The sequence below is a fragment of the Enterocloster bolteae genome, assembly GCF_002234575.2.
Taxonomy (GTDB): Bacteria; Bacillota; Clostridia; order Lachnospirales; family Lachnospiraceae; genus Enterocloster; species Enterocloster bolteae.
Genome location: NZ_CP022464.2, coordinates 5,424,222 through 5,447,080, shown reverse-complemented (window position 1 = coordinate 5,447,080; position 22,859 = coordinate 5,424,222). Strand labels below are relative to the sequence as shown.

Here is a 22,859-nt window from a genome sequence, read left to right as displayed (position 1 = left end):
TCTTTTTTTCTGCACCGTAATTTTGTATGCCTGACCGCAATGTGACAATATTGTTATGAAAAATTCACCGGGCTGTCATGGTGAAAATGGTATACTGATTGCGGTGAAACAGGATGACGTTAGGAGAGAAGGAGGATGGAAAATGGAGCTGTTGAGAACGGAACATTTGTGCAAAGTATACGGAACAGGGGAGAATCAGGTGCATGCCCTGAGGGATGTATCATTTTCCGTGGAAAAGGGTGAATTTGTGGCAATCATAGGACAGTCCGGATCGGGAAAGTCCACCCTGCTCCACATGATAGGAGGCGTGGATGTCCCCTCATCCGGCCATGTTTGGGTGGATGGAAGCGATGTATATGCCAGGAACAGGAAAGAACTGGCCATATTCAGGCGCAGGCAGGTGGGGCTAATTTATCAGTTTTATAATCTGATACCGGTTCTGAACGTGGTGGATAACATGACATTGCCGGTGAAGCTGGACGGGCAGAAGGTGAACCGGGAACGTCTGGAAGAGCTTTTGGACATTCTGGATTTGAGGGACAGGGCAGCCCATCTGCCGAGACAGCTGTCAGGAGGGCAGCAGCAGAGGGCAGCCATCGGCAGGGCGCTTTTATATGCCCCCGCCCTGGTTCTGGCAGATGAACCCACGGGAAATCTGGACAGCAGGAACAGCCAGGAGATTATGAATCTGCTTAAGTACTCCAACAGGACATACAGGCAGACCCTGATTCTTATTACCCATGACCAGGAAATAGCGCTTCAGGCTGACCGCATCATCCGCCTGGAAGACGGACGTATTGTCTCTGACGCGCCCAATGGGAGACAGGGGGGACGGATATGATATGGAAAGAGTATTCCAGGAAATATCTGAAAGACCATAGGGAGTCCTCTGTTTCTATCATGGCGGCAGCCTTTGTGTCCTCCCTGTTTATTTCCTTCATAACCACCCTGTTTTACAATATGTGGGTGGATTCAGTCAGACGGGCCGCAGAAAAGGGCGGGGACTGGCAGGCCGGTGCGCAGCCTTCCTTACTCACCGGATTTTATTTTGTCATCATGTGCATGGTCTGTCTGTCCATGGCACTGGTACTGTATCACGCATTTGTGATGGGAGCGGATGAGCGCATGCATCAGTTGGGAATCCTGCAGACAGTGGGGGCCACACCGGGCCAGATAAGAGCGTGTCTGCTGCAGGAGGCCATTGCTTTAAGCCTGCTGCCTGTTCTGGCGGGAATTGCTGCCGGCGTGGGGGCTGCGGCCCTGTTTCTGCATATGGCTAATTCCATCAGCAGGGCCCTGGGAATGAAGGCAGCTTATTTAACGTATCATCCCCTTTTGTTCCTTCTGTCCCTGGGCATATGCGTTCTGACCGTGGGCGCGGCCGGCGGCCGCGCAGCCATACAGCTGAGCCGGGTAAACCCTCTGGATGCAGTCATGGGAGGAAGGGAAGAGCCTGTCCGTCAGGTGAAATCATCCCGTCTTTTTTCTGAAATTTGGGGTGTGGAGGGAGAACTTGCCAGGAAGTCCCTGTATGCCAGAAGAAAGGCGTTTCGGGCCTCCTCCCTGTCCCTCACCCTGTCCTTTATGGTGTTCAGCCTGTTTCTGAATTTCTGGGTATTATCCGGGCTCAGTACAAAGTACACGTATTTTGAGCGGTACAAGGATACCTGGGATTTAATGGCCGCGGTCAAAGAAGAATCTGGCGGCATGCCGCCCGGGCTGCTGGGGGACATCCGCAGCCTGTCCGGGGTCACCCGGTGTATCCGTTATGAAAAGGCAGAGGGCTATACCTGGCTGGAGGAGGGGATGCTGTCAGAAGAACTCAGGAAAGCAGGCGGTCTGGAAAGCCTTAAAAATACCGGGATTCAAAAACTGGATGGAAGATATCGGATAAAGGTTTCCATGGTAATACTGGACCAGGACAGCTTTCATGAGTTCCTGGAGGAGGCGGGGCTTGACAGCTCTGTCACTGAGGTCACAGTCAACCGGATATGGGACAATGTGAACAGCCATTTCCGGGCAAAGGCTTACCTCCCTTTTATCAGTGCGCTTGATCATCCTGTGGCTGTTGCAGTAGATGAAGGGAATGGAATGGGGGAAAACGGGGACCGTGGAAGTATACAGCTGCACACAGGAGCATATACAAACCAGGTACCGGATTTGAGGGAAGAATATCCTGATTTTTCACTGGTGCACATCATGCCGGAGCAAATATATGAGGAGAAGGCGGGGGACAGGGTTCCGGGGGAAGTGTATTACCAAATCAAAGCCGTATCGGATGAGGCGGTCCCGAAGCTGGAAGAAAGCGTGAGCAGACTGATGGACGGGAAAATGGACTATGAGCTGGAAAACCGGCAGACAGAGGAAGCTTATGAGATGGATGTAAGGAGGGGATACCAGCTTATCATGGGCAGCCTTTGCGGGCTTCTGGCCCTGGTGGGAATTGCCAATGTATATGCCAATACCCTGGGCGGACTTTATATGAGAAAACGGGAATTTGCACGGTATCTGTCAGTGGGAGTCACACCGGGGGGACTGGCGCGGATATTGGCCATGGAGGCCTGCATTGTAGGCATTAGGCCCATTCTGGCCAGCATTCCGGTCAATATAGGATTTGTCATATTCACGGTCCGGCAGAGCCGGTTTACGTTCAGTGATTATCTGTCCGTCATACCCTTAAAGCCCCTGGCTCTGTTTGGGGGAGCGATTCTGGTATTTGTGGGTATGGCATACTGGACAGCCGGCAGAAGGACAGGCAATATCAATATAGTGGAGGGCATGAGGGACGATACCATGATTTGATGGTTCAATACTCTGGCCCCGGAGCGGAGCGCGGACTCTTTGGCGGGGCAGATGGGGGGAAATGAAATTGGAAAGCACGAAGCTGGCAGGCACACTGGAAAGCACGAAACTGGCAGGCACACCGGCAGTATCTTTTGGAAACCATGGCACTTTATAGTGCGTAATTTACCACGTTTCCCGGATGGGGTATAATGAAGGCAGATTGGGCGGAGGCCCTGGAAAGGACGGGATGACATTGGATACAGGGGATTATCTGAACATATTAAAGGATGATATCCATTCCGTGGTATTTGCCACTGTGGACAGGGACGGACATCCGGCGGCCAGGGTCATTGACATTATGCTGGCAGATGAAAATACCCTTTATTTTATTACAGCCAAGGGCAAGGAATTTTACCGGCAGCTGACAGAGCGGAAGTATGTGGCCATCAGCGGAATGACGGGAGGCGGGGGTTCTCTCAGCAAAAAGGCCATATCCATCCGGGGCGAGGTGAAGGAACTGGGTGCAGGACTGGTAGACAGGGTATTTGAAGAAAATCCTTATATGGCTGAGATATATCCTGATAAGGAGAGCCGCATGGCCATAACCGTATTTTGTGTAACCCGGGGCAGGGGAGAGTATTTTGATTTATCCGTAAAACCTATTACCAGGAAGGGATTTTTAATTGGGGATTGGGATAAGGAGGAAGCAGGCGGATATTTTATCACCAGGCAATGCCGCGGATGTGGAAACTGTCTTTCCAAATGCCCCCAAACGTGTATAACCACGGCACAAGTGCCCTTTGAAATACAGAAAGAGCACTGCATCCGGTGCGGAAACTGTCTGGAGGTATGTCCGTTCGGAGCAGTAGTGCGCCGGGAGGAGGACGGGACAACGGCGGGACAATGGCGGAAGGACGATGGGAGAGGCAGCTGAAAAGATGACAGGAGGCGTGACCCCTGGGGGTTAGAACAGGAGATACCCGAAGGCATCAGGCGGGAACAGAAGAGAAAAAACGGGAATAAAGAAAGTATGACGGCAAAATGAATCAAAGGGAAGTGGAAATATGAAAGGCAGAGGACAGAAAACCGCAGCGCAGGAAACTGGAATACAGGAAACTGGAATGCAGAAAACCGCAGTGCAGGAAACCGAAGCACAGAAAAAGGATGAAAAGGATATCGGAGACCCGAATCCCGCATATGGGGATTGTCTCCTGGCGCTGAAACGGCGTCTGGAGCAGGCTGACGCTGTTGTCATCGGAGCAGGAAGCGGCTTGTCTGCTGCGGCCGGCCTGACCTATGCAGGCAGGCGGTTTGAGGATCATTTTAGGGAATTCATAGAACGGTACGGCATGAGGGACATGTACTCAGCGGGGTTCTATCCGTTTCCCACCCAGGAGGAGAAGTGGGCCTATTGGAGCCGCCATATTTATTATAACAGGTACGACATGCCGGCGGCAAAGCTGTACAGGGATTTGTATGCCATGATGAAGGATAAAAACCACTTTGTCCTGACCACCAATGTGGACCACCAGTTCTGGCTGGCCGGTTTTCAGGACGAGTGTATATTTGCAACCCAGGGAGACTACGGGCTGTTCCAGTGCAAACAGGCATGCCATAAGAGACTGTATGACAATGAGGCGCAGATCCGGGCCATGCTGAGGGAACAGAAGGACTGCAGGATTCCCTCCTGTCAGGTGCCCAAGTGTCCGGTGTGCGGAGGCGACATGGAAGTACATCTGAGGTGCGACGGTAACTTTGTGGAGGATGAGGCGTGGTACCGGGCAGCGGTACGGTATGAAACATTTCTGCGCAATAATCAGGAAAAAACACTGGTTTTCCTGGAATTAGGGGTGGGTATGAACACGCCCGGCATTATAAAATACCCCTTCTGGAGAATGACAAAGCAGTGGAAACAGGCATTTTATATCAGCGTCAATCTGGAGCAGGCGTGGGTGCCGGATGACATCATGGACCGGTCACTGGTGCTGAAGGCTGACATCGCGCATGTGCTGGAGCATCTGGCAGGAACAGACGCAGGATGCAATGACGGGGCCGGTTGGGGAGAAGGGAGCTGTCAGCCATGAAGCAGATGGGCCAGGAAGCACGTCTTAACTATATTGTGGAAGAACTTAAGAAGGATTCGGTCAGCTTCAGGGACATGGAGGTAAGGCCCCGGGACCGGCGCAGGGTCATGCGTTCCCTTATGAATATCCGTATGCCCGGGCCACTGCCTGCCGGATTCCTGGAGATTCAGGATGAATTCCTGAGGGAGGAAGCCAGGGAAAAGGGAATTGTGAGCCTGGCTGACATACCAACCGTAAAGGAGCAATATGGAAGCGGCGTCCTGTTTGGGGACCGTATATCCATATGGCAGGGCGATATTACACGGCTGCAGGCAGATGCCATTGTCAACGCGGCCAATTCCCGTATGCTGGGGTGCTTTGTGCCATGCCACGGCTGTATTGACAACGCCATTCATTCCGCTGCAGGTCTGAGGCTGCGTGAGGCCTGCAGCCGGTATATGGATGACAGGCGCAGGGAGGACCCGGATTATGAGGAGCCTGTCGGAAGGGCAGTGCTGACGCCGGGGTTCTGCCTTCCCTGCCGGTATGTGATTCACACCGTGGGACCTGTGGTGGGAATGAGGCTGACAAAAGAACTGAAACAGGACCTGAGAAACTGTTATGTTTCCTGCCTGGAGGCAGCTGCGGACCAGGGATTAAGGAGCATCGCCTTCTGCTGTATTTCTACCGGGGAATTCCATTTTCCCAATGATAAGGGGGCTGAGATTGCGGTGGATACAGTGACGAAATTCATAAAACAGCGCAAAGCGGCCTTTGACCGGATTGTTTTTAATGTGTTTAAGGATGGGGACAGGGAATTATATGAAAAACTGTTGTCATAAGAATGTTTTTACAGACGTTCCAGAGGCTGAAGCTGCCGGCACTTTTTACTTGCGGCATACCGGCATCTTTATGTAGCGGAATACAGAATCAAATACAAATGAAAAAGAAGCATGAAAAGAAGCGCCCTCAAACCATTCAGGCATACTTGAATGGTTTGAGGGCGCTTTGCTTCCGGTTTTATTGCGCGGCCTGCATATTCTGCGTATTGCCCGCCGCAGGCTTTCGGCAGTATTTTCTGGATGCAGCATACGCGCCCACCCATCCCGCGAAGGCGCCCAGGGTCAGGATAAGAAGGAGAATCCAGGCTGTGTTGTAGGAGCCGCTGGTGTCGTATATGGCAGCCACCATGAGCGCTCCCAGGGAAAGGCCGATTTGTGTAAAGCTGTTGGCGATTCCGTATGCCTCGCCGTATTTTTCAGCGCCAAAGATGGCGGAGGTGATAAGCGGAGGGGTGACGGTGCCGATAGCATCTCCCAGGCCGAAGAGGAAGGCCATGATGTAGAGCATGCTGATATTCTGGCCAAACAGGATGAAGATAAAGGAAAGGGCAAAGGTGATGCATCCAAAAGCAGTACTGGCCACAACGCCGAACCTGTCATTGAGCCATCCAAGGACCAGCTTCCCGAAAATGCCAATCATGGAATACAGGGAGATGATTAATGCCTGTACCTGGGGGCCCTGAAGTTCCTCGATGGCCGGAGGGAAGTGGCCCAGGGAGCCCGTATTAATCAGTCCGTTGCACAGCATGCCGAATATGAAAAGGATAAAGAACAGCTTTGTCCTGGATTCCTTTACGCTCAGCGGAAACATCACGTCTGCCTTTTGGGGGATTCGTTTGGAGGCGGCATCCCTGGAGGAGGAATCCTGAAGGGAGGAATTCTCAATGGTGGAATCCTGGCTGCCATAGGGTAAAAGTCCCATGTCCTCCGGACGTTTTCTGAGGATGAACAGGGCAGCGGGAAGGGCCAGTACCAGGATAATGAGTGCCATGATCCGGTAGGTGCTCCTCCAGCCATATGCCCCCAGCAGCCATGTGATCACAGGGCTGAAGATGGTGCCGCCCACGCCGATTCCGGCCATGGCAATGCTCATGGCAAGTCCTCTCTTTTTGACAAACCAGTTGGTAATCATCATGCTCACCGGAATCAGGGAAGCGTTTAAAAAGAAAATACCGGTAAAGAAGGAGGAAATGTATAGATGAATCACATTGGTGGCAAGGGAGAAGGAAGCGTAGGAAAGGACAAAGCCGATAATGCTGACGGTCTGAATCCGTTTCATGTTGCCTCTTGCAAGCCTGGCCGACACAACAGGGGACAGGAAGATTCCGAGACCCTGGAGAATGGTATTGGCCAGGGTGAAGGCGCTTCTGGAAATCTGGAGCTCACCCGTAACCTGTATCAGGAATTTATTGCTGAGCGCCATGATGGGGGGCACCATGGTACATGTAATCATGAGACAACCAAAGACAACGAACCAGCCATAGTATATTTTTTTGCGTTCCATTATGCGTTCCTCCTGTTCAGCCAGTTAAATGCGCAGGCTGCGTGTACTGCGGCCCCGTAGGGCATGACGGTTTCATCGAATAATACGCCCGGATTATGGTGCTGAACCGTGCACCCATCCACCCTGCATCCTATCATGAAGTAGACGGTGGGGACCTTTTCGGACACGCGGGCAAAGTCATCGGAAGGTGTTACGGAGTAATCGGTGTGTTTGATGAAATCAGGAACCACCTCAGAGGCATATTCTGCCAGCTCCCTGGTAAGATCCGGGTCAGAGCAGGTGGAGGGCACCTCGGAGAGGGATTCGTATTCAATGGCCACTCCAAAGACCTTTCCCGTGTATTCTGCAATCTCATGCATCCTTTTTACAAGCCTGGCGCGCAAGTCCTTGTTATAGGTGCGCAGGGTGCCCATGAGTACGGCGCTGTCAGGAATAATGTTGGAGGTGTTTCCCGCATTAAACGCACCCAGGGTAAGACTTGCCTTCTCGCCTGGATCACACTCCCTGGCTATGAGATTCTGGAAGGCGCTGTAAATATGAAAGCCCACATTGATGGGATCAATACCCAGATGAGGCATGGCCCCATGGCAGCCCACACCTTTTACCGTGATTTTAAAACCGTCGCAGGAGGACGTCATGAAGCCCGTGCCATAGTTGAGGGAGGGAACCGGGGTATCTAACATCACATGTATGCCCATGGCGGCATCTACCGTGGGATTGGAAAGAATTCCCGCCTTAATCATGTTCTCAGAACCAGTAAAAACCTCTTCCGCCGGCTGGAACATCAGCTTGACGCTGCCGCAGAGCTCATCTCTGCGCTCATGCAGAATCTGGGCAGCAGCAAGAAGCATGGCGGTATGTATGTCATGTCCGCAGTTGTGGGCCGCCTCCGTGACTGTCTGAAAGGGAAGACTGTTCATCTCTTTCATGGGGAGCGCATCCATGTCAGCTCTGAGAAGTATGGTCTTGCCGGGGCAGCTGCCCTCAATCAGGGCAGTGATGCCTGAGTCGCAGATTTCCCGGGGGGAAAGCCCTATGGAAGAAAGGCGTTCCATGACATATTTAGTGGTTCCGGGCAGGTGTTCCCCTGCTTCGGCATGCTGGTGCAGGTAGCGGCGGTCCTTCTGCATCTGGTGTTCGAGTTCCTTTGCTCGTCGTAAGAATTCGTTCATTGCGGTACCCTCCTTGGAATATAAAAAGACTATATAAAGACGTGTCTTTATTATAGCAAAAAGACCATGTTTGTCAAGGGGATAAAAAATATTTATATGCACAATTGACAAAAAGCCGGGGATTTTTCCATTTGGAGGATGCGGATTTTCCTTTGCTATGTTAAGATAAAAGACAAAGCGGTTTTGGGAGGAATGGAATTGAAGAGAAAGATTGCAGTCATCGCAACAGAATATATAAAAGAGTTTCTCCAGTCCATGCTTGGGGACCTGGACGTTGATTATTGCATATTTACATATAAAACATTTTCAGATATACAGTATATCTATGAAAATGTTACGGAGGAGTTTGACGGCATCCTGACTTCCGGCAGTTTTCCTGCGCACATGATACATCTTTATTATAAAGAAGAAAAGCGCCCCATCTGTTTTTTCAACACTGATGAGGCTGCCCTGTACCGTTTATTTCTAAAGCTGTTAAATGAGAACAGAAACCTGGATTTTACAAGGGTTTACGCTGATATTGTGGAAATCTTCGGAGTGGGACTAAAGGATTTTGTGGAGGGGCGCAGCCCCATGCCCGATATCCGGGAGCTTTCAGCGGATGAATTTGACATGGAGCGGATGCTGGGAATTGAGCAGGAGGAGTACGGGAAACATGTAAGGCTCTGGGAGGAAGGAAAGATTGATTTATCCGTCACGCGGTTTTCCAGTATTGTGCCGGCACTGCAGGAGGCCGGCGTGAAGGTCTATTTCCCGTTCCCCAGCAAACGGTATGTGGGGGAGATGTGCGACAAGCTTCTCAATGAGATTGAGCGCAGGAAGCTGGAGGAGCAGATACCGGGAGTCATCATCGTGAAACTGTCGGAAAATGGTTCCGGCGGCGAGATGTTCCAGGGCCTGGATTATGATTACATGAGGCTTGAAAATCTTGTGATTGAATTTATAGGGGCATCCATGATTGACTGTTCGGTCCACAGGCGCCATTACGGGCTGGAAATCGTGTCTACCAAGAAACATGTTTCGGGCTGGACCGGAGATTTTAAGGAGGACCGCCTCAGCCCGTTTCTGAGGGAAAAAAAGCTGTCCGCCCGTTTCAGCATCGGCTGCGGTCTTGGGAACAGTCTTTCACAGGCCCGGTTAAATGCTCTTGACGCCTGCCATGAGGCTGAACTTAAGCAGTCTCTGGCATACCTGATCAATGAGAGGGAGCAGATTATTGGTCCCATGGGGGACTGCGGCCAGCTTCTCCTTAATGTGGACAACAGTGAGGTGCTGGACGTGCAGTCCAAGCTTTCACCCCTGACAGTAAAGAAAATATTTACTGCTATCAGCGCCTCCGAAAAGCAGGAAATCACAGCCAGGACCCTTGCGCTCAGGCTGGGCATCACCAAGCGGAGCGCCAACCGTTTTCTGGCTGTATTGGAGCAGGAGGGATATCTGAAGATTGCATATAAGACCAGGACCACCACCAAGGGGCGGCCGGAAAGTGTGTATATCAGGACCGGCGGTCCGGGGAACCCGGAAGAACAACAGGGACAGCAGCAGGAATATTTCTGACTGCGTGCCTTATAAATTGTCTTCCGGAAGCTCATGCCCCTTGGTAATATGGTCCTTGATGGCCCGGAAGCTTTCTGCGCTGACCACATGTTCAATGCGGCAGGCATCCTCCGCGGCTGTCTGTTCATCCACGCCAAGGTACATGAGCCACTGGGAGAGCATGGTGTGGCGTTCGTACATGGTTTCGGCGATTTCCTTTCCCATGCTGCTGAGGGTGATGTGCCCCTGGTCATCCATGAGGATATAACCGTTTTCACGCAGATTCTTCATTGCCACGCTGACACTGGGCTTGGAAAAGGCCAGTTCGTTGGCGATGTCGATGGAGCGGACATAGGGGTTTTTGCGGCTTAAAATCAAGATTGTTTCCAGATAGTTTTCAGCTGATTCCTGTATTTTCAATTTAATCAAATCCTCCCACTGATAAATATTAGTTAGTTCAAAGTCTGCGGCGGCTATTTTCTATTTTATCATACCCGGAAAGGAAACGCAAATTAGCGCCAGGTCTGAAAGAGCAAAAAACCTGCAATTAAATTGAAAAAAATGATTGACATTTCGGTTAACTGGTGCTAACCTAAATTTGCAGTTAGGATACCATAACTTTCCAGCTGCAATATAGAAATTTCAGGAAACAGAATCACATCAGGTTCAGAAAGAGGAGTGATGGGTATGCCGTTGACATTGGTAAAAGAAGGTACGGTGGCATCCATAGTCCGGGTGGGCGGCAAGGAAGAGGTAAAGCGTCATCTGGAGAACATGGGGTTTGTGCCGGGAGCGAGTGTGACTGTTGTTTCAGCTAACAATGGCAATGTGATTGTCAATGTAAAGGAATCAAGGGTTGCTATCAGCAAAGAGATGGCCAATAAGATTATGGTGTAAGCTGGCCGCGGGTATGAGAAGGAAAGGAGCATTAATAAGATGCGCACATTGAAGGAAGTAAAATGCAAAAGCACGGTAACGGTTGTTAAACTTCACGGAGAAGGGGCCGTAAAGCGGCGAATCATGGATATGGGCATCACAAAAGGGACGGAAGTCTATGTCCGCAAGGTGGCGCCTCTGGGGGACCCTGTGGAGGTGAATGTTAGGGGCTATGAGCTGTCCTTAAGGAAAGCGGATGCCGAGATGATTGAAGTGCAGTAGAAACTGCTTTTTTTTAAAAGAATGAGTTAGCTACAACTAATTTATTGATAAATTTTCTCAATAAGAGAATGAGGAGGATATGAAAATGTCAATCAAAATTGCTTTGGCCGGTAATCCCAACTGCGGAAAGACCACGCTGTTCAATGGTCTTACCGGATCCAATCAGTTTGTTGGAAACTGGCCTGGTGTCACGGTGGAAAAGAAGGAAGGAAAACTTAAGGGGAACAAGGATGTCATCATCATGGACCTTCCGGGTATCTATTCATTGTCGCCTTACACGCTGGAGGAAGTGGTCGCCAGGAACTACCTGATTACCCAGCGGCCGGATGCCATCTTAAACATTGTGGACGGAACCAACCTGGAGCGCAACCTGTACCTGACCACCCAGTTAATGGAGCTGGGGATTCCCGTGCTGATGGCTGTCAACATGATGGACGTGGTTAAAAAGAGCGGGGACCGGATTGACATTCAGGCTCTGAGCAGGGAGCTGGGCTGCCCGGTGGTGGAGATTTCCGCATTAAAGGGCACCGGCATCATGGAGGCCGCCAACAAGGCAGTGGAGCTTGCAAGGGACAGCAGAGCATCTGTACCGGTACACAAATTCTGCGCCGATGTGGAGGCGGCTCTGGAGGAAATCGAGCAATGCATCGGAGGAAATGTGCCTGAGGCGCAGAGGCGTTTCTATGCCATCAAGCTGTTTGAGCGGGATGACAAGATTGGGGCCCAGATGACCATGGTTCCGGATGTGGGAAGCATCACAGCGCGCATGGAGGAGGCCATGGACGATGACGCTGAGAGTATCATCACAAATGAGCGCTATACCTACATTACATCTATTATTGGCAGGTGTTATACAAAAAAGAGCAGAGAGAAGATGAGCGTCTCCGATAAAATTGACCATATCGTCACCAACCGTTTCCTGGCTCTGCCTATATTTGCGGCGGTCATGTGGGTTGTCTACTATGTTTCAGTTACCACAGTGGGAACCTGGGCCACTGACTGGGCTAACGACGGAGTGTTTGGGGAAGGCTGGAGTCTGTTTGGCTTGGAAGTGCCGGGCATACCTGTTGTTGTGGAGGGATTCCTCGCCGCGGTGGGCTGTGCTGACTGGCTCTCCAGCCTGATATTAGATGGTATTGTGGCTGGCGTGGGCGCTGTGCTTGGCTTTGTGCCCCAGATGCTGGTGCTGTTTATTTTCCTTGCGTTTCTTGAATCCTGCGGTTACATGGCCAGGGTGGCGTTTATCATGGACAGAATTTTCCGGAAATTCGGATTGTCAGGAAAGTCCTTTATTCCCATGCTGATCGGAACCGGCTGCGGTGTTCCCGGCATCATGGCTTCCCGTACCATTGAGAATGACAGGGACCGCAAAATGACCATCATGACCACCACCTTTATTCCATGCGGAGCAAAGCTTCCTATTATTGCGCTGTTTGCGGGAGCCCTGTTCGGAGGCGCTTCCTGGGTAGCACCCAGCGCCTACTTCGTAGGAATTGCAGCCATTATCTGCTCCGGCATCATCTTAAAGAAAACAAAAATGTTTGCAGGGGATCCGGCGCCGTTTGTAATGGAGCTTCCTGCTTACCACCTTCCAACTGTGTCGAATGTTCTGCGCAGCATGTGGGAGAGAGGCTGGTCCTTTATCAAGAAGGCAGGAACCGTAATCCTGCTGTCCACTATTTTTATTTGGTTTACATCCAGCTTTGGGTTTGTGGACGGACATTTTGGTATGGTGGAAGATTTGTCGGATGGAATTCTGGCGTCAATCGGTCAGGCCATTGCCTGGATATTCGCTCCTCTGGGATGGGGGAACTGGCAGGCAGCTGTGGCGGCCATCACGGGTCTGGTTGCAAAGGAAAACGTAGTTGGCACCTTCGGCATTCTCTATGGTTTTGCGGAAGTGGCTGAGGACGGATCAGAAATCTGGGGAACACTGGCCCAGAGCTTTACAGCCGTCAGCGCATATTCCTTCCTGGTGTTCAATCTGCTGTGCGCTCCCTGTTTTGCTGCCATAGGCGCCATCAAGCGTGAGATGAACAATGCAAGGTGGACCTGGTTTGCAATCGGTTATCAGACCATACTTGCATATGTGGTGGCACTGTGCATATACCAGTTTGGCAGATGGTTTACAGAGGGAACCTTTGGAGTCGGAACCGTTGCGGCAATTGGGGCCGTGGCCGTATTCATCTATCTGTTAGTAAGGCCTTATAAAGAGGGCAGTTCTCTTAATGTGAATGTAAAGGCCAAGACAGCATCATAACAGCCCTGCATACTCTTTTGTGCCTGATAAGGATTGTTTACATATAATTTAGGAGGATAAAGGAATGATCGATTGTTTTAAATGTAAAAAAATGGGCCTTTTTTTAGGCGGCGTCCTGTTTGGAACAGCAGGTGTGAAGATTCTGGGAAGCGATGATGCCAAAAAGTTATATATCAACTGCCTGGCTGCCGGATTAAGGGCTAAAAACTGTGTGATGACCACCGCCTCCAATATCCAGGAGAACGCTGAGGATATTCTGGCAGAGGCCAGGGAAATCAATGCACAGCGCTGTCAGGAGGTATTTGAGGATGAAAGCAGGGAGGAGTCCCCTGAGCATACCTCAGAATATTTGAAGGAAGATGAGACAGCTTCTGCTGATACGGTTACAGCGTAATGTATAATCCGCCTGGGGAAGAAATCTCCGGGCGGTAATTTTTTCATTTACTCTGAAAATGTGTCCAGGACAGTTGAAAATAGGAGCTTGAAACAATGAAGTTTGTAATTAGACATGAGATAAGGGGAAGGGTCAGGGTTCATTTTTATCAGAAGGATATGAGCATACGGCAGGCTGATTTGCTGCATTATTATCTCTGCACCCTTCCCGGAGTAAAAAATGTCAGGGTATATGAGAGAACAGCGGATGCCGCTGTGGTGTATGAAGGCAGCCGCAGGTGCATACTGGAGGGAATACAGAGGTTTTCTTATGATAGTGAGCGGATGGAAGAGCTGGTGCCGAAGAACAGCGGAAGGGCCCTGAACCGCGAATACAAGGAGAAGCTGGTCCGGAAAGTGGTGGTCAGGGCATTTGCCAAATCCTTTCTGCCGGCTTCTGTCAGAGCCGTCTATACGGCCGCCCACTCCGTCAGGTACCTGCTAAAGGGAGTCCGCTGTCTGCTCAGGGGCAAGCTGGAGGTGGAGGTTTTGGATGCCGCAGCGATTGCCGTGTCTGTCCTGAGACGGGATTTCGACACGGCGGGTTCTGTTATGTTCCTTCTGGGGATTGGGGAACTTCTGGAAGAATGGACCCGCAAAAAGTCAGTGGGCGACCTTGCCAGGAGCATGTCCTTAAACATTTCCGGGGTATGGCAGAATGTGGATGGGACAGAGGTCCTGGTTCCTGTTTCAAAAATCAGGGAGGGAGACCTGGTAACGGTCCATATGGGAAATGTGATTCCTCTGGACGGAGTGGTCGCTTCCGGGGACGCCATGGTGAATCAGGCTTCCATGACAGGGGAATCAGTGCCTGTCAGGAAGGAGGAGGGCTCCTACGTGTATGCGGGAACAGCCGTAGAGGAGGGAGAGATTACCCTGCGGGTGAGGACGGCTGCGGGCGACACCAGGTTTGAACGGATTGTGACCATGATTGAGGAGTCGGAGCAGCTTAAGTCCACGGCTGAGGGAAAGGCAGCCACCCTGGCGGACGCGTTGGTTCCCTGGAGTCTGGGCGGAACCATACTTACGTGGCTGCTGACCCGCAATGTGACAAAGGCCCTGTCCATCCTGATGGTGGATTTTTCCTGCGCGCTGAAGCTGGCTATGCCCCTGTCTGTGCTCTCGGCCATGCGCGAGGCCGGCAGCTGCCATATTACGGTAAAAGGAGGCAGGTATATGGAGGCAGCGGCTGCTGCCGACACCATTATCTTTGACAAGACAGGAACCCTGACAAAGGCCAGGCCCCAGGTGGCGGATGTGGTGGTATTCAATGACATGGGAAAGGAAGAGCTGCTGCGCATTGCTGCCTGCCTGGAGGAGCATTTCCCCCACTCCATGGCTAAGGCTGTGGTAAATGAGGCAGTGAAGCGGGGGCTGGTCCACAAGGAGATGCATTCCAGGGTGGATTATATTGTAGCACACGGCATTGCCACCTATGTGGGAGATGAAAGGGTGGTGATTGGAAGCTATCACTTTGTGTTTGAAGATGAGGGGTGCAGGATACCGGAGGATAAGAGAACGGTATTTGACAGCCTTCCCGTGGAATATTCCCACCTCTACCTGGCCATCGGAGGAAGTCTGGCAGCCGTTATCTGCATTGAGGACCCTCTGAGGGATGAGGCGGATGCGGTCATCGCCGCCCTTCACAGGCAGGGAATCACCAAGATTGTCATGATGACAGGAGACAGTGAGCGCACAGCCGCCGCTGTTGCCGGACGGGTGGGAGTGGACGAGTATTATTCGGAGGTCCTTCCCGAGGACAAGGCCCGGTTCGTGGACGAAGAAAAGAAAAAGGGCCGCAAGGTTATTATGATTGGCGACGGAATCAATGATTCGCCGGCCCTGTCGGCTGCTGACGCGGGAATTGCCATCAGCGAAGGGGCTGAGATTGCCAGGGAGATAGCAGATATCACCATCTCGGAGGACAACCTGTTCCAACTGGTGACACTGAGGGCTATCAGCCGGGCACTCATGGACCGGATTGACCGGAACTACAGGTTTGTTATCGGATTCAACCTGGGTCTTATTCTTCTGGGAGTGGGAGGCGTCATAACCCCGGCCGCATCAGCTATGCTCCACAATACATCCACTCTGGCTATCAGTTTAAAGAGTATGACCAATCTTCTGGATTGATTTTTGAAGGCGCGTACAGAAAAAAAATAAAATCCCCCTTCCTGTATTTTACAATTATTTTGGGAATGGAAGAGAGTAAATGGACATATGTTTATTTTCTGTCATTTATTGTGAAAAAAATTGTGCCGTATGCATAAAAAAACGGTATGTTTTTTGTGAAAAAGAAATAAACTGAACATAATTCTATTGCTTTTTTCTATGTTTGATGTTAAAATATAAACAAAGTTAATGACAGACCGGTTGATGAATTCGGGAGAGATTACCGCCAGGTAACGCCGAAGGGGATGCGCAAACTCTCAGGCAAAAGAATCGAATTCGGACGGGACTCTGGAGAAGGTCACTAAAATGTGAATACCGATGAAGCAACCGGCGGCATAGCAGCAACCGCGTCAGGGAAACTTTCAGGTAAAAGGACAGAGGCAGACATCTACGCTACGTTTATGTCTGTCTCTGTTTTTTTGCAATTTTGGGGACTTCTTCGTTACCTGCATTGCGAAAACTCTACCAAGGATATACCTTAGCTTAAGAGCTATCACAGCGGTAACGGCGGTCTGTGGTGGAAAGCGGCCAAGCATATCTGCGGAGAGCAAAAAACAGGAGGAACGTAGATTTATGACAATTATTACGGGGTTAGGATTACTATTATTGACGCTGGCAGCTTTCTCACTTTTCAGTATGAAGGCGCCCAAAGGTTCAGCGGCCATGTCGGGAATGGCCAATGCAGCAGTTGCAACTTTCCTTGTGGAGGCTGTCCACAGGTACATATCCGGAGATTTGCTTCACCTGGCATTCCTTGGGGAAACGGGCACCATATCGGGCAACATGGGCGGCGTGGCAGCGGCAATTATGGTACCGATAGGCATGGGAGTGAATCCCGTATTTGCAGTAGTTGCCGGTGTTGCTCTGGGAGGATACGGCATCCTTCCGGGATTTATCGCAGGATATGCAATTGGCTTCATTGCGCCGTTTATTGAGAAACACCTTCCGCCGGGCCTGGATTCCGTGCTGGGTGCTCTCATGATTGCACCGATTGCCAGATTCATCGCCTTCCTGGTGGATCCGGCTGTGAATGCAGCCCTGGCGCACATCGGCGGCATGATTTCGGCAGCTACAGAGCAGTCGCCCATTCTCATGGGACTTCTGCTGGGAGGGGTTATCAAGATGATTTGTACGTCTCCCCTCAGTTCCATGGCTCTTACCGCCATGCTGGGACTTACAGGACTGCCCATGGGTATTGCAGCTATTGCCTGCTTCGGCGGTTCCTTTACCAATGGTGTCATCTTTAAAATGCTCCACTTCGGGGATAACAGCAACGTGGCAGCTGTTATGATGGAGCCGCTGACACAGGCCCATATCATAACAAAGCACCCCATACCGATTTATTGTTCCAACTTTTTCGGGGGAGGCTTTTCGGGAGTGGCCGCCGCATTCCTGGGCATTATCAACAATGCCCCGGGAACAGCATCTCCCATACCCGGACTGCTGGCGCCCTTTGCCTTCAATCCGCCGTTAAAGGTACTTATGGCGCTGCTGCTGGCTGCCATCAGCGGTACCCTGGCTGGAATCGTGGGAGCCATAGTATTTAAGAAGAAGTATGATATGAAGCCGGAATTATCCGTCATTAATTCGTTTGAGGAGTAATAACGCAGCATGGGAACAGCCAGATGGGGAAACTTGTCTGGCTGTTATTTTTATTTTTTTTGCAATAAACAATATTAATAATAATTATCAATATTGTTTATTGACAAAAGGGATTAGTTCTGGTAAAATATGAGTAAATTAGACAAAACTAACAACCGGGCAGCGGGCAATGGATTTCTGTTTCAAGGGTAACGGGATAGAAGGCAAGGCAGCAGTAAACCATCACAAAAACCAGGAGGAAACAATATGTCATTAATAGGAAAAGAAATCAGCGATTTTACAGTACAGGCCTATGCAGGCGGAGCGTTCAGGGAAGTGAAGAAATCAGATGTTTTAGGGAAGTGGGCTGTATTTTTCTTTTATCCCGCGGATTTTACATTTGTTTGCCCCACTGAGCTGGAGGACCTGGCGGATAAGTATGAGGACTTCAAGTCAGCCGGCTGCGAGATATACAGCGTATCCTGCGACAGCCATTTTGTCCACAAGGCATGGCATGACGCATCAAGGACCATACAGAAAATCAAGTATCCCATGCTGGCGGATCCCACGGGCAGTCTGGCCAGGGATTTCGATGTGATGATAGAGGCTGACGGAATGGCTGAAAGAGGAAGCTTTATCGTGAATCCGGAAGGAAAGATTGTTGCCTGCGAGGTAATCGCGGGAAATGTGGGCAGGAATGCGGACGAGCTGTTCAGACGTGTTCAGGCATCCCAGTTTGTGGCGGAGCACGGTGATCAGGTATGCCCGGCAAAATGGCAGCCGGGAGCAGATACTTTAAAACCGAGCCTGGAGCTGGTGGGGCTCTTATAAGCCGCCCTCTACAATATGGCAGGTCCCGGACAGATGGTGGATGAAGGGCTGAGAAAGTACGCTGCATTCATTGGTTTTGAGAAGTTTTTTCAAAAAAACATATAAAATGGTTTAATGAGAAAAGGTATCGGTTATATGTATTGACGGATGCCTTTTTTTGTACCATAATAACCATGTTATATAACAGTGTTATAATGATATGGGAAAAGGTTGGAGTGATTGTCATGGAGGACAGGTACAACGGTACGGTTACTGCCATATTGGAGGCAGGAAAGAAGGAATTTCTCACATATGGATATGAGAAAGCGTCGCTCAGGAGAATCGCAAAGGAGGCATCGGTGACAACCGGAGCCATATACGGTTATTTTCCGGGGAAGAAAGCATTGTTTGACGCGCTGACCTCAGATACGGCGGAGGAACTGCTGGATCTGTACCGTAAAGAGCACAGGGACTTTGCTGCGCTGCCGCCTGAACAGCAGCCAGCCAGGCTGAATGAGATTACAGAGCAGTACATACCCTGGATGGTGAATTATATCTATGATCATTTTGAGGTGTTCAAGCTGCTTCTTTGCTGCGGCGCCCAGGAAGCCAGGGACCGTTATTTTGACAGGCTGGCCGCGGTGGAGGAGCAGTCCTGCCGGGATTTTATAAAAGCTATGGAATCTTTGGGACATTCGGCTGAAGGAATGAGCAACACACTGATTCATATTCTGTGCAGGTCCTTTTTCCAGCAGCTCCATGAATTTGTGTCCCACGACCTGCCGAGAGAACAGGCAATTACCTGTGCTGTCACATTAAGCCGTTTTCAGCATGCGGGCTGGGTGCGAATCATGGAGTTGGGTGAGTAAGAGATGAGGCTTGAGGGCGGAAAGCCGGAAGGCAGAAGCCTGACAGCCTTATTTTTAAAACAATGAGTTAGTTGAAACTAACGAAAAGGAGGATGAAAAAGTGGATGGCAGCAGGAAACATATTATGACACGGCTTCCCGATACAGGTAAGGTGACTCTGATGACCTTTGCAGGGAAGTATAAATACCTTACAGTGACAGGATGCATTCTGTCAGGTATCAGCGCGGTTATAGCGCTGGTGCCGTATCTGTGCATGTGGATGGTGATAAAGCTGGCGGTCCTGAACTGGCCGGGAGGACTGGCCGGCGGAACGCTGGTTTACTGGGGGTGGATGGCGGTGGCTTCCTCACTCCTGAGCATGCTTATCTATTTTGGGGCTCTTATGTGTACCCATCTTTCGGCCTTCCGGACAGCCAGAAATATGAAGACGGCTGCCCTTCACCACCTGGCAGAGCTGCCCATTGGCTATTTGAGGGGGACCGGAAGCGGAAAACTGCGCCGTATCATTGACGACGGGGCAGGACAGACAGAGACTTATCTGGCCCATCAGTTACCGGATTTGGCGGGAGCATTGGTGACGCCGGCGGCAGTGCTGGTACTTCTTCTGGTGTTTGACTGGAGATTTGGCCTTATCAGCCTCATTCCCATGGCGGTGGGTACATTTTTCCTCAGCAGGATGATGGGGACGGGAATGGCAGAGTGCATGAAGCAGTACCAGAATGCCCTGGAGGACATGAACAGCGAGGCCGTGGAGTATGTGCGCGGAATCCCTGTGGTAAAGACATTCCAGCAGAGCATTTTTTCCTTTAAGAGCTTTCATGATTCCATCATTCGCTATAAGAACTGGGCTGTGAATTATACCCTGTCCCTCAGAATTCCCATGTGCTGTTATTCGGTCAGCATCAACAGCATATTTGCCGTTCTCATACCTGCGGGCCTTCTTCTGGCAGGGGATGCGGCGGGCGGGCAGGGTTTTGTGACCATGGCCCTGGATCTGGTTTTCTATATCCTGTTTACACCTGTCTGCGTGACTATGATGGACAAAATCATGTGGACCAGTGAAAATACCATGGCTGCCAATGACGCGCTGGAGCGAATATTGAATGTTATCAGAGAGAAGCCTCTTTCTGAGCCCGCAGCTCCCAGGAAGCCTGAAAATCACAGGATTGAGATTAAGGACGTCTCGTTTTCCTATAACAAGGACGGTGTAAACGCTCTGGAGCATGTGTCTCTTACTGTGCCGCAGGGAGCCACCACAGCTATTGTAGGGGCTTCCGGAAGCGGCAAGACTACTCTGGTCAGCCTGATTCCAAGGTTTTTTGATGTGGACCAGGGAAGCATTTGTATCGGCGGTGTGGATGTGAGGGAGATGGAGACAAAAGAACTGATGAAGAGGGTCAGCTTTGTATTCCAGGACAGCCATCTATTTAAGGACAGTCTGATGAACAACATACGGGCGGCAAAACCGGAGGCAGATAAGGAGGAAGTCATGGGGGCCGTGAAGGCAGCCAGATGTGAGGACATTATTAAGAAGATGCCCCAGGGTCTGGATACGGTGGTTGGAACCAAAGGGGTGTACCTGTCGGGCGGTGAAATGCAGAGAATTGCACTGGCCAGAGCAATCTTAAAGGACGCTCCCATTGTGCTCCTGGACGAGGCCACGGCATTTGCCGACCCTGACAATGAATATCTGATTCAGCTGGCCTTTGAGAAGCTGGTGGAGGGCAAGACCGTGATAATGATCGCCCACAGGCTGTCTACGGTGTGCCGGGCTCACCGTATCTTCGTGATGGAGAAAGGCCGTGTGGCTGAACAGGGAAGCCATGATGAACTTTTGAAGGCCAGGGGGCTGTATGCAAAAATGTGGAAGGATTATCAGACATCAGCAGAGTGGAAGGTAGGTGGAAAGGCATGAGCAAGTATCTGCAGAAAAAATTCGCCTTGAGCGAACAGGGAGGAAGGGATCTGACAAAGGCCATATTTTCCTGTGCTCTCACCAATATGGGGCTGATATTCCCCATGGGCATCCTGTTCCTCTTTATGGAACGGCTTCTGGGCCCGTTGGTGGGGATTCAGGCTCCTTCCCTGGGAATGGCCGGGTATGTGGCAGCCTGCATTGTACTGCTGGTTATAATATTCATTTTCTGGAGAATCCAGTATGACGCTACCTTTGTGGCATCCTATACGGAAAGCGCCAATATGCGTATTCGTCTGGCGGAGAGGCTCAGAACCCTGCCCATGTCTTTTTTTGGAAAACGGGATCTGGCGGATTTGACCACCACCATTATGGCGGACAGCGCGTTTATTGAAAAGGCATTTTCCCATTTTATTCCTGAACTCATAGGGGCCTTCCTATCCACGGCGATCATAGGAGTGTGTCTTATGGCGGCTGACTGGCGGATGGGGCTGGCTGTGCTGTGGGTGGTTCCCATATCCTTTCTTCTGGCAGCAGGTACAAGACCCATGGTGGACCAGGTGGAGCGCAGGCAGAAGGGAAAGAAAATCGCTGCTTCGGACGGAATCCAGGAGTGCATTGAGAATATCCAGGACATCAGGGCCAACAACCAGCAGGAGGAGTATCTGAGGGGGCTGGACCAGAAGATTCTGAACGTGGAATCCATCACCATACGTCTGGAACTGTTAAACGGCACCATGGTCACAGCGTCCCAGATGTTCCTGAAAGTCGGCATGGCTACCACGGTACTGGCGGGAGCTGCTCTTCTGTCATCCCATTCCATCGGCTTTATGATGTTCCTCATGTTTATGGTGGCGTCCACCAGGCTGTACGGACCTCTTACCGGCTGTCTGCAGAACCTGTCGGCTGTGTACTCTGCTTTACTGGTGGTGGAACAGATGAAGGGGATTGAGGAGCAGCCTGTTCAGCAGGGAAGCAGGGAAGCTGCGTACGATGGATATGATATTGTATTTGACCATGTGGGATTTTCCTATAAAGAGGGGAAACAGATTTTAAAGGATGTGTCATTTACAGCAAGACAGGGACAGGTGACAGCTCTGGTAGGGCCGTCAGGAGGCGGAAAATCTACCAGTGCAAAACTGGCTGCCAGGTTCTGGGATATTGACAGAGGAAAGATTACGCTGGGAGGTACGGATATCAGCGGGATAGAGCCGGAGACCCTGCTTAGAAGCTTTTCCATTGTATTCCAGGATGTGGTCCTGTTTAACAATACCATCATGGAGAACATCCGTCTGGGACGCAAAGACGCATCTGACCAGGAGGTGATGGAAGCGGCCAGGGCAGCCCAGTGTGAGGAATTTATTCATCGTCTTCCAAACGGATATGAGACCCGGATTGGGGAAAATGGTTCTGCCTTATCCGGCGGGGAACGGCAGCGGCTGTCCATTGCCAGGGCCCTTTTAAAGAATGCCCCCGTGATTCTCATGGATGAGGCCACGGCGTCTCTGGATGTGGAAAATGAGACTCTGGTACAGCAGGCCATATCCAATCTGGTCAAGAATAAGACTGTGCTGATTATTGCGCACCGGATGAGGACTGTGGCAGGCGCAGACCGGATTGTGGTGCTAAAGGATGGTTATGTGGCGGAGCAGGGTACGCCGGAGGAACTGTTGGAGAAGAAAGGGATATACCATCACATGGCAGAGCTTCAGGGTAAGAGCCTGAACTGGAGTCTGTAAGCAGATGGTGAGAGGAAAGCCG

The 22,859-nt window shown here is 50.9% G+C and carries 19 protein-coding genes and 2 riboswitches; of the genes, 16 read left to right on the top strand and 3 right to left on the bottom strand.

Going from position 1 to position 22,859, the window contains the following annotated elements; genetic code table 11:
• Positions 1-142: 142 nt before the first annotated feature.
• From CGC65_RS25190 to CGC65_RS25170, 5 genes are all read left to right on the top strand, one after another.
• A complete protein-coding gene (locus tag CGC65_RS25190; RefSeq protein ID WP_002565580.1) occupies positions 143-841 on the top strand; it encodes an ABC transporter ATP-binding protein in 699 nt (232 codons plus the stop codon).
• Positions 838-2,802 carry an FtsX-like permease family protein gene (locus CGC65_RS25185; RefSeq protein ID WP_002565579.1) on the top strand — a complete coding sequence of 655 codons (1,965 nt, stop codon included), beginning with the start codon at positions 838-840 and terminating at the stop codon, positions 2,800-2,802. Before CGC65_RS25190 ends, CGC65_RS25185 begins: the two co-directional genes overlap by 4 nt.
• A gap of 229 nt (positions 2,803-3,031) precedes the next feature.
• Positions 3,032-3,718 carry a pyridoxamine 5'-phosphate oxidase family protein gene (locus CGC65_RS25180; protein ID WP_002565578.1) on the top strand — a complete coding sequence of 229 codons (687 nt, stop codon included), beginning with the start codon at positions 3,032-3,034 and terminating at the stop codon, positions 3,716-3,718.
• A gap of 187 nt (positions 3,719-3,905) precedes the next feature.
• A complete protein-coding gene (locus CGC65_RS25175; protein ID WP_002565577.1) occupies positions 3,906-4,868 on the top strand; it encodes an SIR2 family NAD-dependent protein deacylase in 963 nt (320 codons plus the stop codon).
• Entirely contained in the window at positions 4,865-5,689 is an 825-nt protein-coding gene (locus tag CGC65_RS25170) for a protein-ADP-ribose hydrolase (protein WP_002565576.1), read from the top strand. Before CGC65_RS25175 ends, CGC65_RS25170 begins: the two co-directional genes overlap by 4 nt.
• Positions 5,690-5,867: 178 nt before the next feature.
• Here CGC65_RS25170 and CGC65_RS25165 read toward each other — a convergent pair whose 3' ends face one another.
• Both CGC65_RS25165 and CGC65_RS25160 read right to left on the bottom strand, forming a co-directional pair.
• A complete protein-coding gene (locus CGC65_RS25165) occupies positions 5,868-7,193 on the bottom strand; it encodes an MFS transporter (protein WP_002565575.1) in 1,326 nt (441 codons plus the stop codon).
• Positions 7,193-8,365, bottom strand: a complete 1,173-nt coding sequence (locus CGC65_RS25160) for a M20 metallopeptidase family protein (protein ID WP_002565574.1) — start codon at positions 8,363-8,365, stop codon at positions 7,193-7,195. Before CGC65_RS25160 ends, CGC65_RS25165 begins: the two co-directional genes overlap by 1 nt.
• A gap of 198 nt (positions 8,366-8,563) precedes the next feature.
• Between CGC65_RS25160 and CGC65_RS25155 the strand changes: the two genes are divergently transcribed.
• Positions 8,564-9,922, top strand: a complete 1,359-nt coding sequence (locus CGC65_RS25155; RefSeq protein WP_002565573.1) for a helix-turn-helix domain-containing protein — start codon at positions 8,564-8,566, stop codon at positions 9,920-9,922.
• A 9-nt stretch (positions 9,923-9,931) separates the two neighbouring features.
• Here CGC65_RS25155 and CGC65_RS25150 read toward each other — a convergent pair whose 3' ends face one another.
• Entirely contained in the window at positions 9,932-10,321 is a 390-nt protein-coding gene (locus tag CGC65_RS25150; RefSeq protein WP_002565572.1) for a metal-dependent transcriptional regulator, read from the bottom strand.
• Positions 10,322-10,588: 267 nt separating this feature from the next.
• On the opposite strand from CGC65_RS25150, the gene CGC65_RS25145 reads away from it, so the two are divergent.
• From CGC65_RS25145 to CGC65_RS25100, 10 genes are all read left to right on the top strand, one after another.
• Entirely contained in the window at positions 10,589-10,798 is a 210-nt protein-coding gene (locus CGC65_RS25145; RefSeq protein ID WP_002565571.1) for a FeoA family protein, read from the top strand.
• Between the two features lie 39 nt (positions 10,799-10,837).
• On the top strand, positions 10,838-11,059 hold the full coding sequence (locus CGC65_RS25140) for a FeoA family protein (RefSeq protein WP_002565570.1): 222 nt from the start codon (positions 10,838-10,840) through the stop codon (positions 11,057-11,059).
• 85 nt (positions 11,060-11,144) lie between these two features.
• Positions 11,145-13,319, top strand: coding sequence for a ferrous iron transport protein B (gene feoB / locus CGC65_RS25135; RefSeq protein ID WP_002565569.1), 2,175 nt, complete (start codon positions 11,145-11,147; stop codon positions 13,317-13,319).
• A gap of 64 nt (positions 13,320-13,383) precedes the next feature.
• Positions 13,384-13,713 (top strand): DUF6110 family protein, encoded by a 330-nt coding sequence (locus CGC65_RS25130; RefSeq protein WP_002565568.1) that lies wholly within the window; start codon positions 13,384-13,386, stop codon positions 13,711-13,713.
• Between the two features lie 95 nt (positions 13,714-13,808).
• Positions 13,809-15,884: a heavy metal translocating P-type ATPase gene (locus tag CGC65_RS25125; protein WP_002565567.1), complete on the top strand. Its 2,076-nt coding sequence runs from the start codon at positions 13,809-13,811 to the stop codon at positions 15,882-15,884.
• A 240-nt stretch (positions 15,885-16,124) separates the two neighbouring features.
• Positions 16,125-16,206: riboswitch (glycine riboswitch) on the top strand.
• A 1-nt stretch (position 16,207) separates the two neighbouring features.
• A riboswitch (glycine riboswitch) is annotated at positions 16,208-16,305 on the top strand.
• Positions 16,306-16,496: 191 nt separating this feature from the next.
• On the top strand, positions 16,497-17,525 hold the full coding sequence (locus CGC65_RS25120) for a PTS sugar transporter subunit IIC (RefSeq protein ID WP_002565566.1): 1,029 nt from the start codon (positions 16,497-16,499) through the stop codon (positions 17,523-17,525).
• 246 nt (positions 17,526-17,771) lie between these two features.
• On the top strand, positions 17,772-18,335 hold the full coding sequence (gene ahpC, locus CGC65_RS25115) for an alkyl hydroperoxide reductase subunit C (protein ID WP_002565565.1): 564 nt from the start codon (positions 17,772-17,774) through the stop codon (positions 18,333-18,335).
• 224 nt (positions 18,336-18,559) lie between these two features.
• The gene (locus CGC65_RS25110; RefSeq protein ID WP_002565564.1) at positions 18,560-19,183 is read left to right on the top strand and encodes a TetR/AcrR family transcriptional regulator; all 624 of its coding nucleotides are present in this window, start codon (positions 18,560-18,562) and stop codon (positions 19,181-19,183) included.
• A gap of 100 nt (positions 19,184-19,283) precedes the next feature.
• Positions 19,284-21,098, top strand: coding sequence for an ABC transporter ATP-binding protein (locus tag CGC65_RS25105; RefSeq protein WP_002565563.1), 1,815 nt, complete (start codon positions 19,284-19,286; stop codon positions 21,096-21,098).
• Complete coding sequence (locus CGC65_RS25100) at positions 21,095-22,837, top strand: ABC transporter ATP-binding protein (protein ID WP_002565562.1); 1,743 nt, start codon at positions 21,095-21,097, stop codon at positions 22,835-22,837. Before CGC65_RS25105 ends, CGC65_RS25100 begins: the two co-directional genes overlap by 4 nt.
• Positions 22,838-22,859: the final 22 nt, after the last annotated feature.

What these genes read in the sequence shown, in the direction of transcription:
- CGC65_RS25145 (WP_002565571.1), top strand. Translation starts at nt 10,589, where the DNA reads ATGCCGTTGACATTGGTAAAAGAAGGTACGGTGGCATCCATAGTCCGG.
- CGC65_RS25175 (WP_002565577.1), top strand. Translation starts at nt 3,906, where the DNA reads ATGCAGAAAACCGCAGTGCAGGAAACCGAAGCACAGAAAAAGGATGAA.
- CGC65_RS25140 (WP_002565570.1), top strand. Translation starts at nt 10,838, where the DNA reads ATGCGCACATTGAAGGAAGTAAAATGCAAAAGCACGGTAACGGTTGTT.
- CGC65_RS25190 (WP_002565580.1), top strand. Translation starts at nt 143, where the DNA reads ATGGAGCTGTTGAGAACGGAACATTTGTGCAAAGTATACGGAACAGGG.
- CGC65_RS25185 (WP_002565579.1), top strand. Translation starts at nt 838, where the DNA reads ATGATATGGAAAGAGTATTCCAGGAAATATCTGAAAGACCATAGGGAG.
- CGC65_RS25110 (WP_002565564.1), top strand. Translation starts at nt 18,560, where the DNA reads ATGGAGGACAGGTACAACGGTACGGTTACTGCCATATTGGAGGCAGGA.
- CGC65_RS25165 (WP_002565575.1), bottom strand. Translation starts at nt 7,193, where the DNA reads ATGGAACGCAAAAAAATATACTATGGCTGGTTCGTTGTCTTTGGTTGT.
- CGC65_RS25125 (WP_002565567.1), top strand. Translation starts at nt 13,809, where the DNA reads ATGAAGTTTGTAATTAGACATGAGATAAGGGGAAGGGTCAGGGTTCAT.
- CGC65_RS25180 (WP_002565578.1), top strand. Translation starts at nt 3,032, where the DNA reads ATGACATTGGATACAGGGGATTATCTGAACATATTAAAGGATGATATC.
- CGC65_RS25100 (WP_002565562.1), top strand. Translation starts at nt 21,095, where the DNA reads ATGAGCAAGTATCTGCAGAAAAAATTCGCCTTGAGCGAACAGGGAGGA.
- feoB (WP_002565569.1), top strand. Translation starts at nt 11,145, where the DNA reads ATGTCAATCAAAATTGCTTTGGCCGGTAATCCCAACTGCGGAAAGACC.
- CGC65_RS25160 (WP_002565574.1), bottom strand. Translation starts at nt 8,365, where the DNA reads ATGAACGAATTCTTACGACGAGCAAAGGAACTCGAACACCAGATGCAG.
- CGC65_RS25130 (WP_002565568.1), top strand. Translation starts at nt 13,384, where the DNA reads ATGATCGATTGTTTTAAATGTAAAAAAATGGGCCTTTTTTTAGGCGGC.
- CGC65_RS25120 (WP_002565566.1), top strand. Translation starts at nt 16,497, where the DNA reads ATGACAATTATTACGGGGTTAGGATTACTATTATTGACGCTGGCAGCT.
- ahpC (WP_002565565.1), top strand. Translation starts at nt 17,772, where the DNA reads ATGTCATTAATAGGAAAAGAAATCAGCGATTTTACAGTACAGGCCTAT.
- CGC65_RS25170 (WP_002565576.1), top strand. Translation starts at nt 4,865, where the DNA reads ATGAAGCAGATGGGCCAGGAAGCACGTCTTAACTATATTGTGGAAGAA.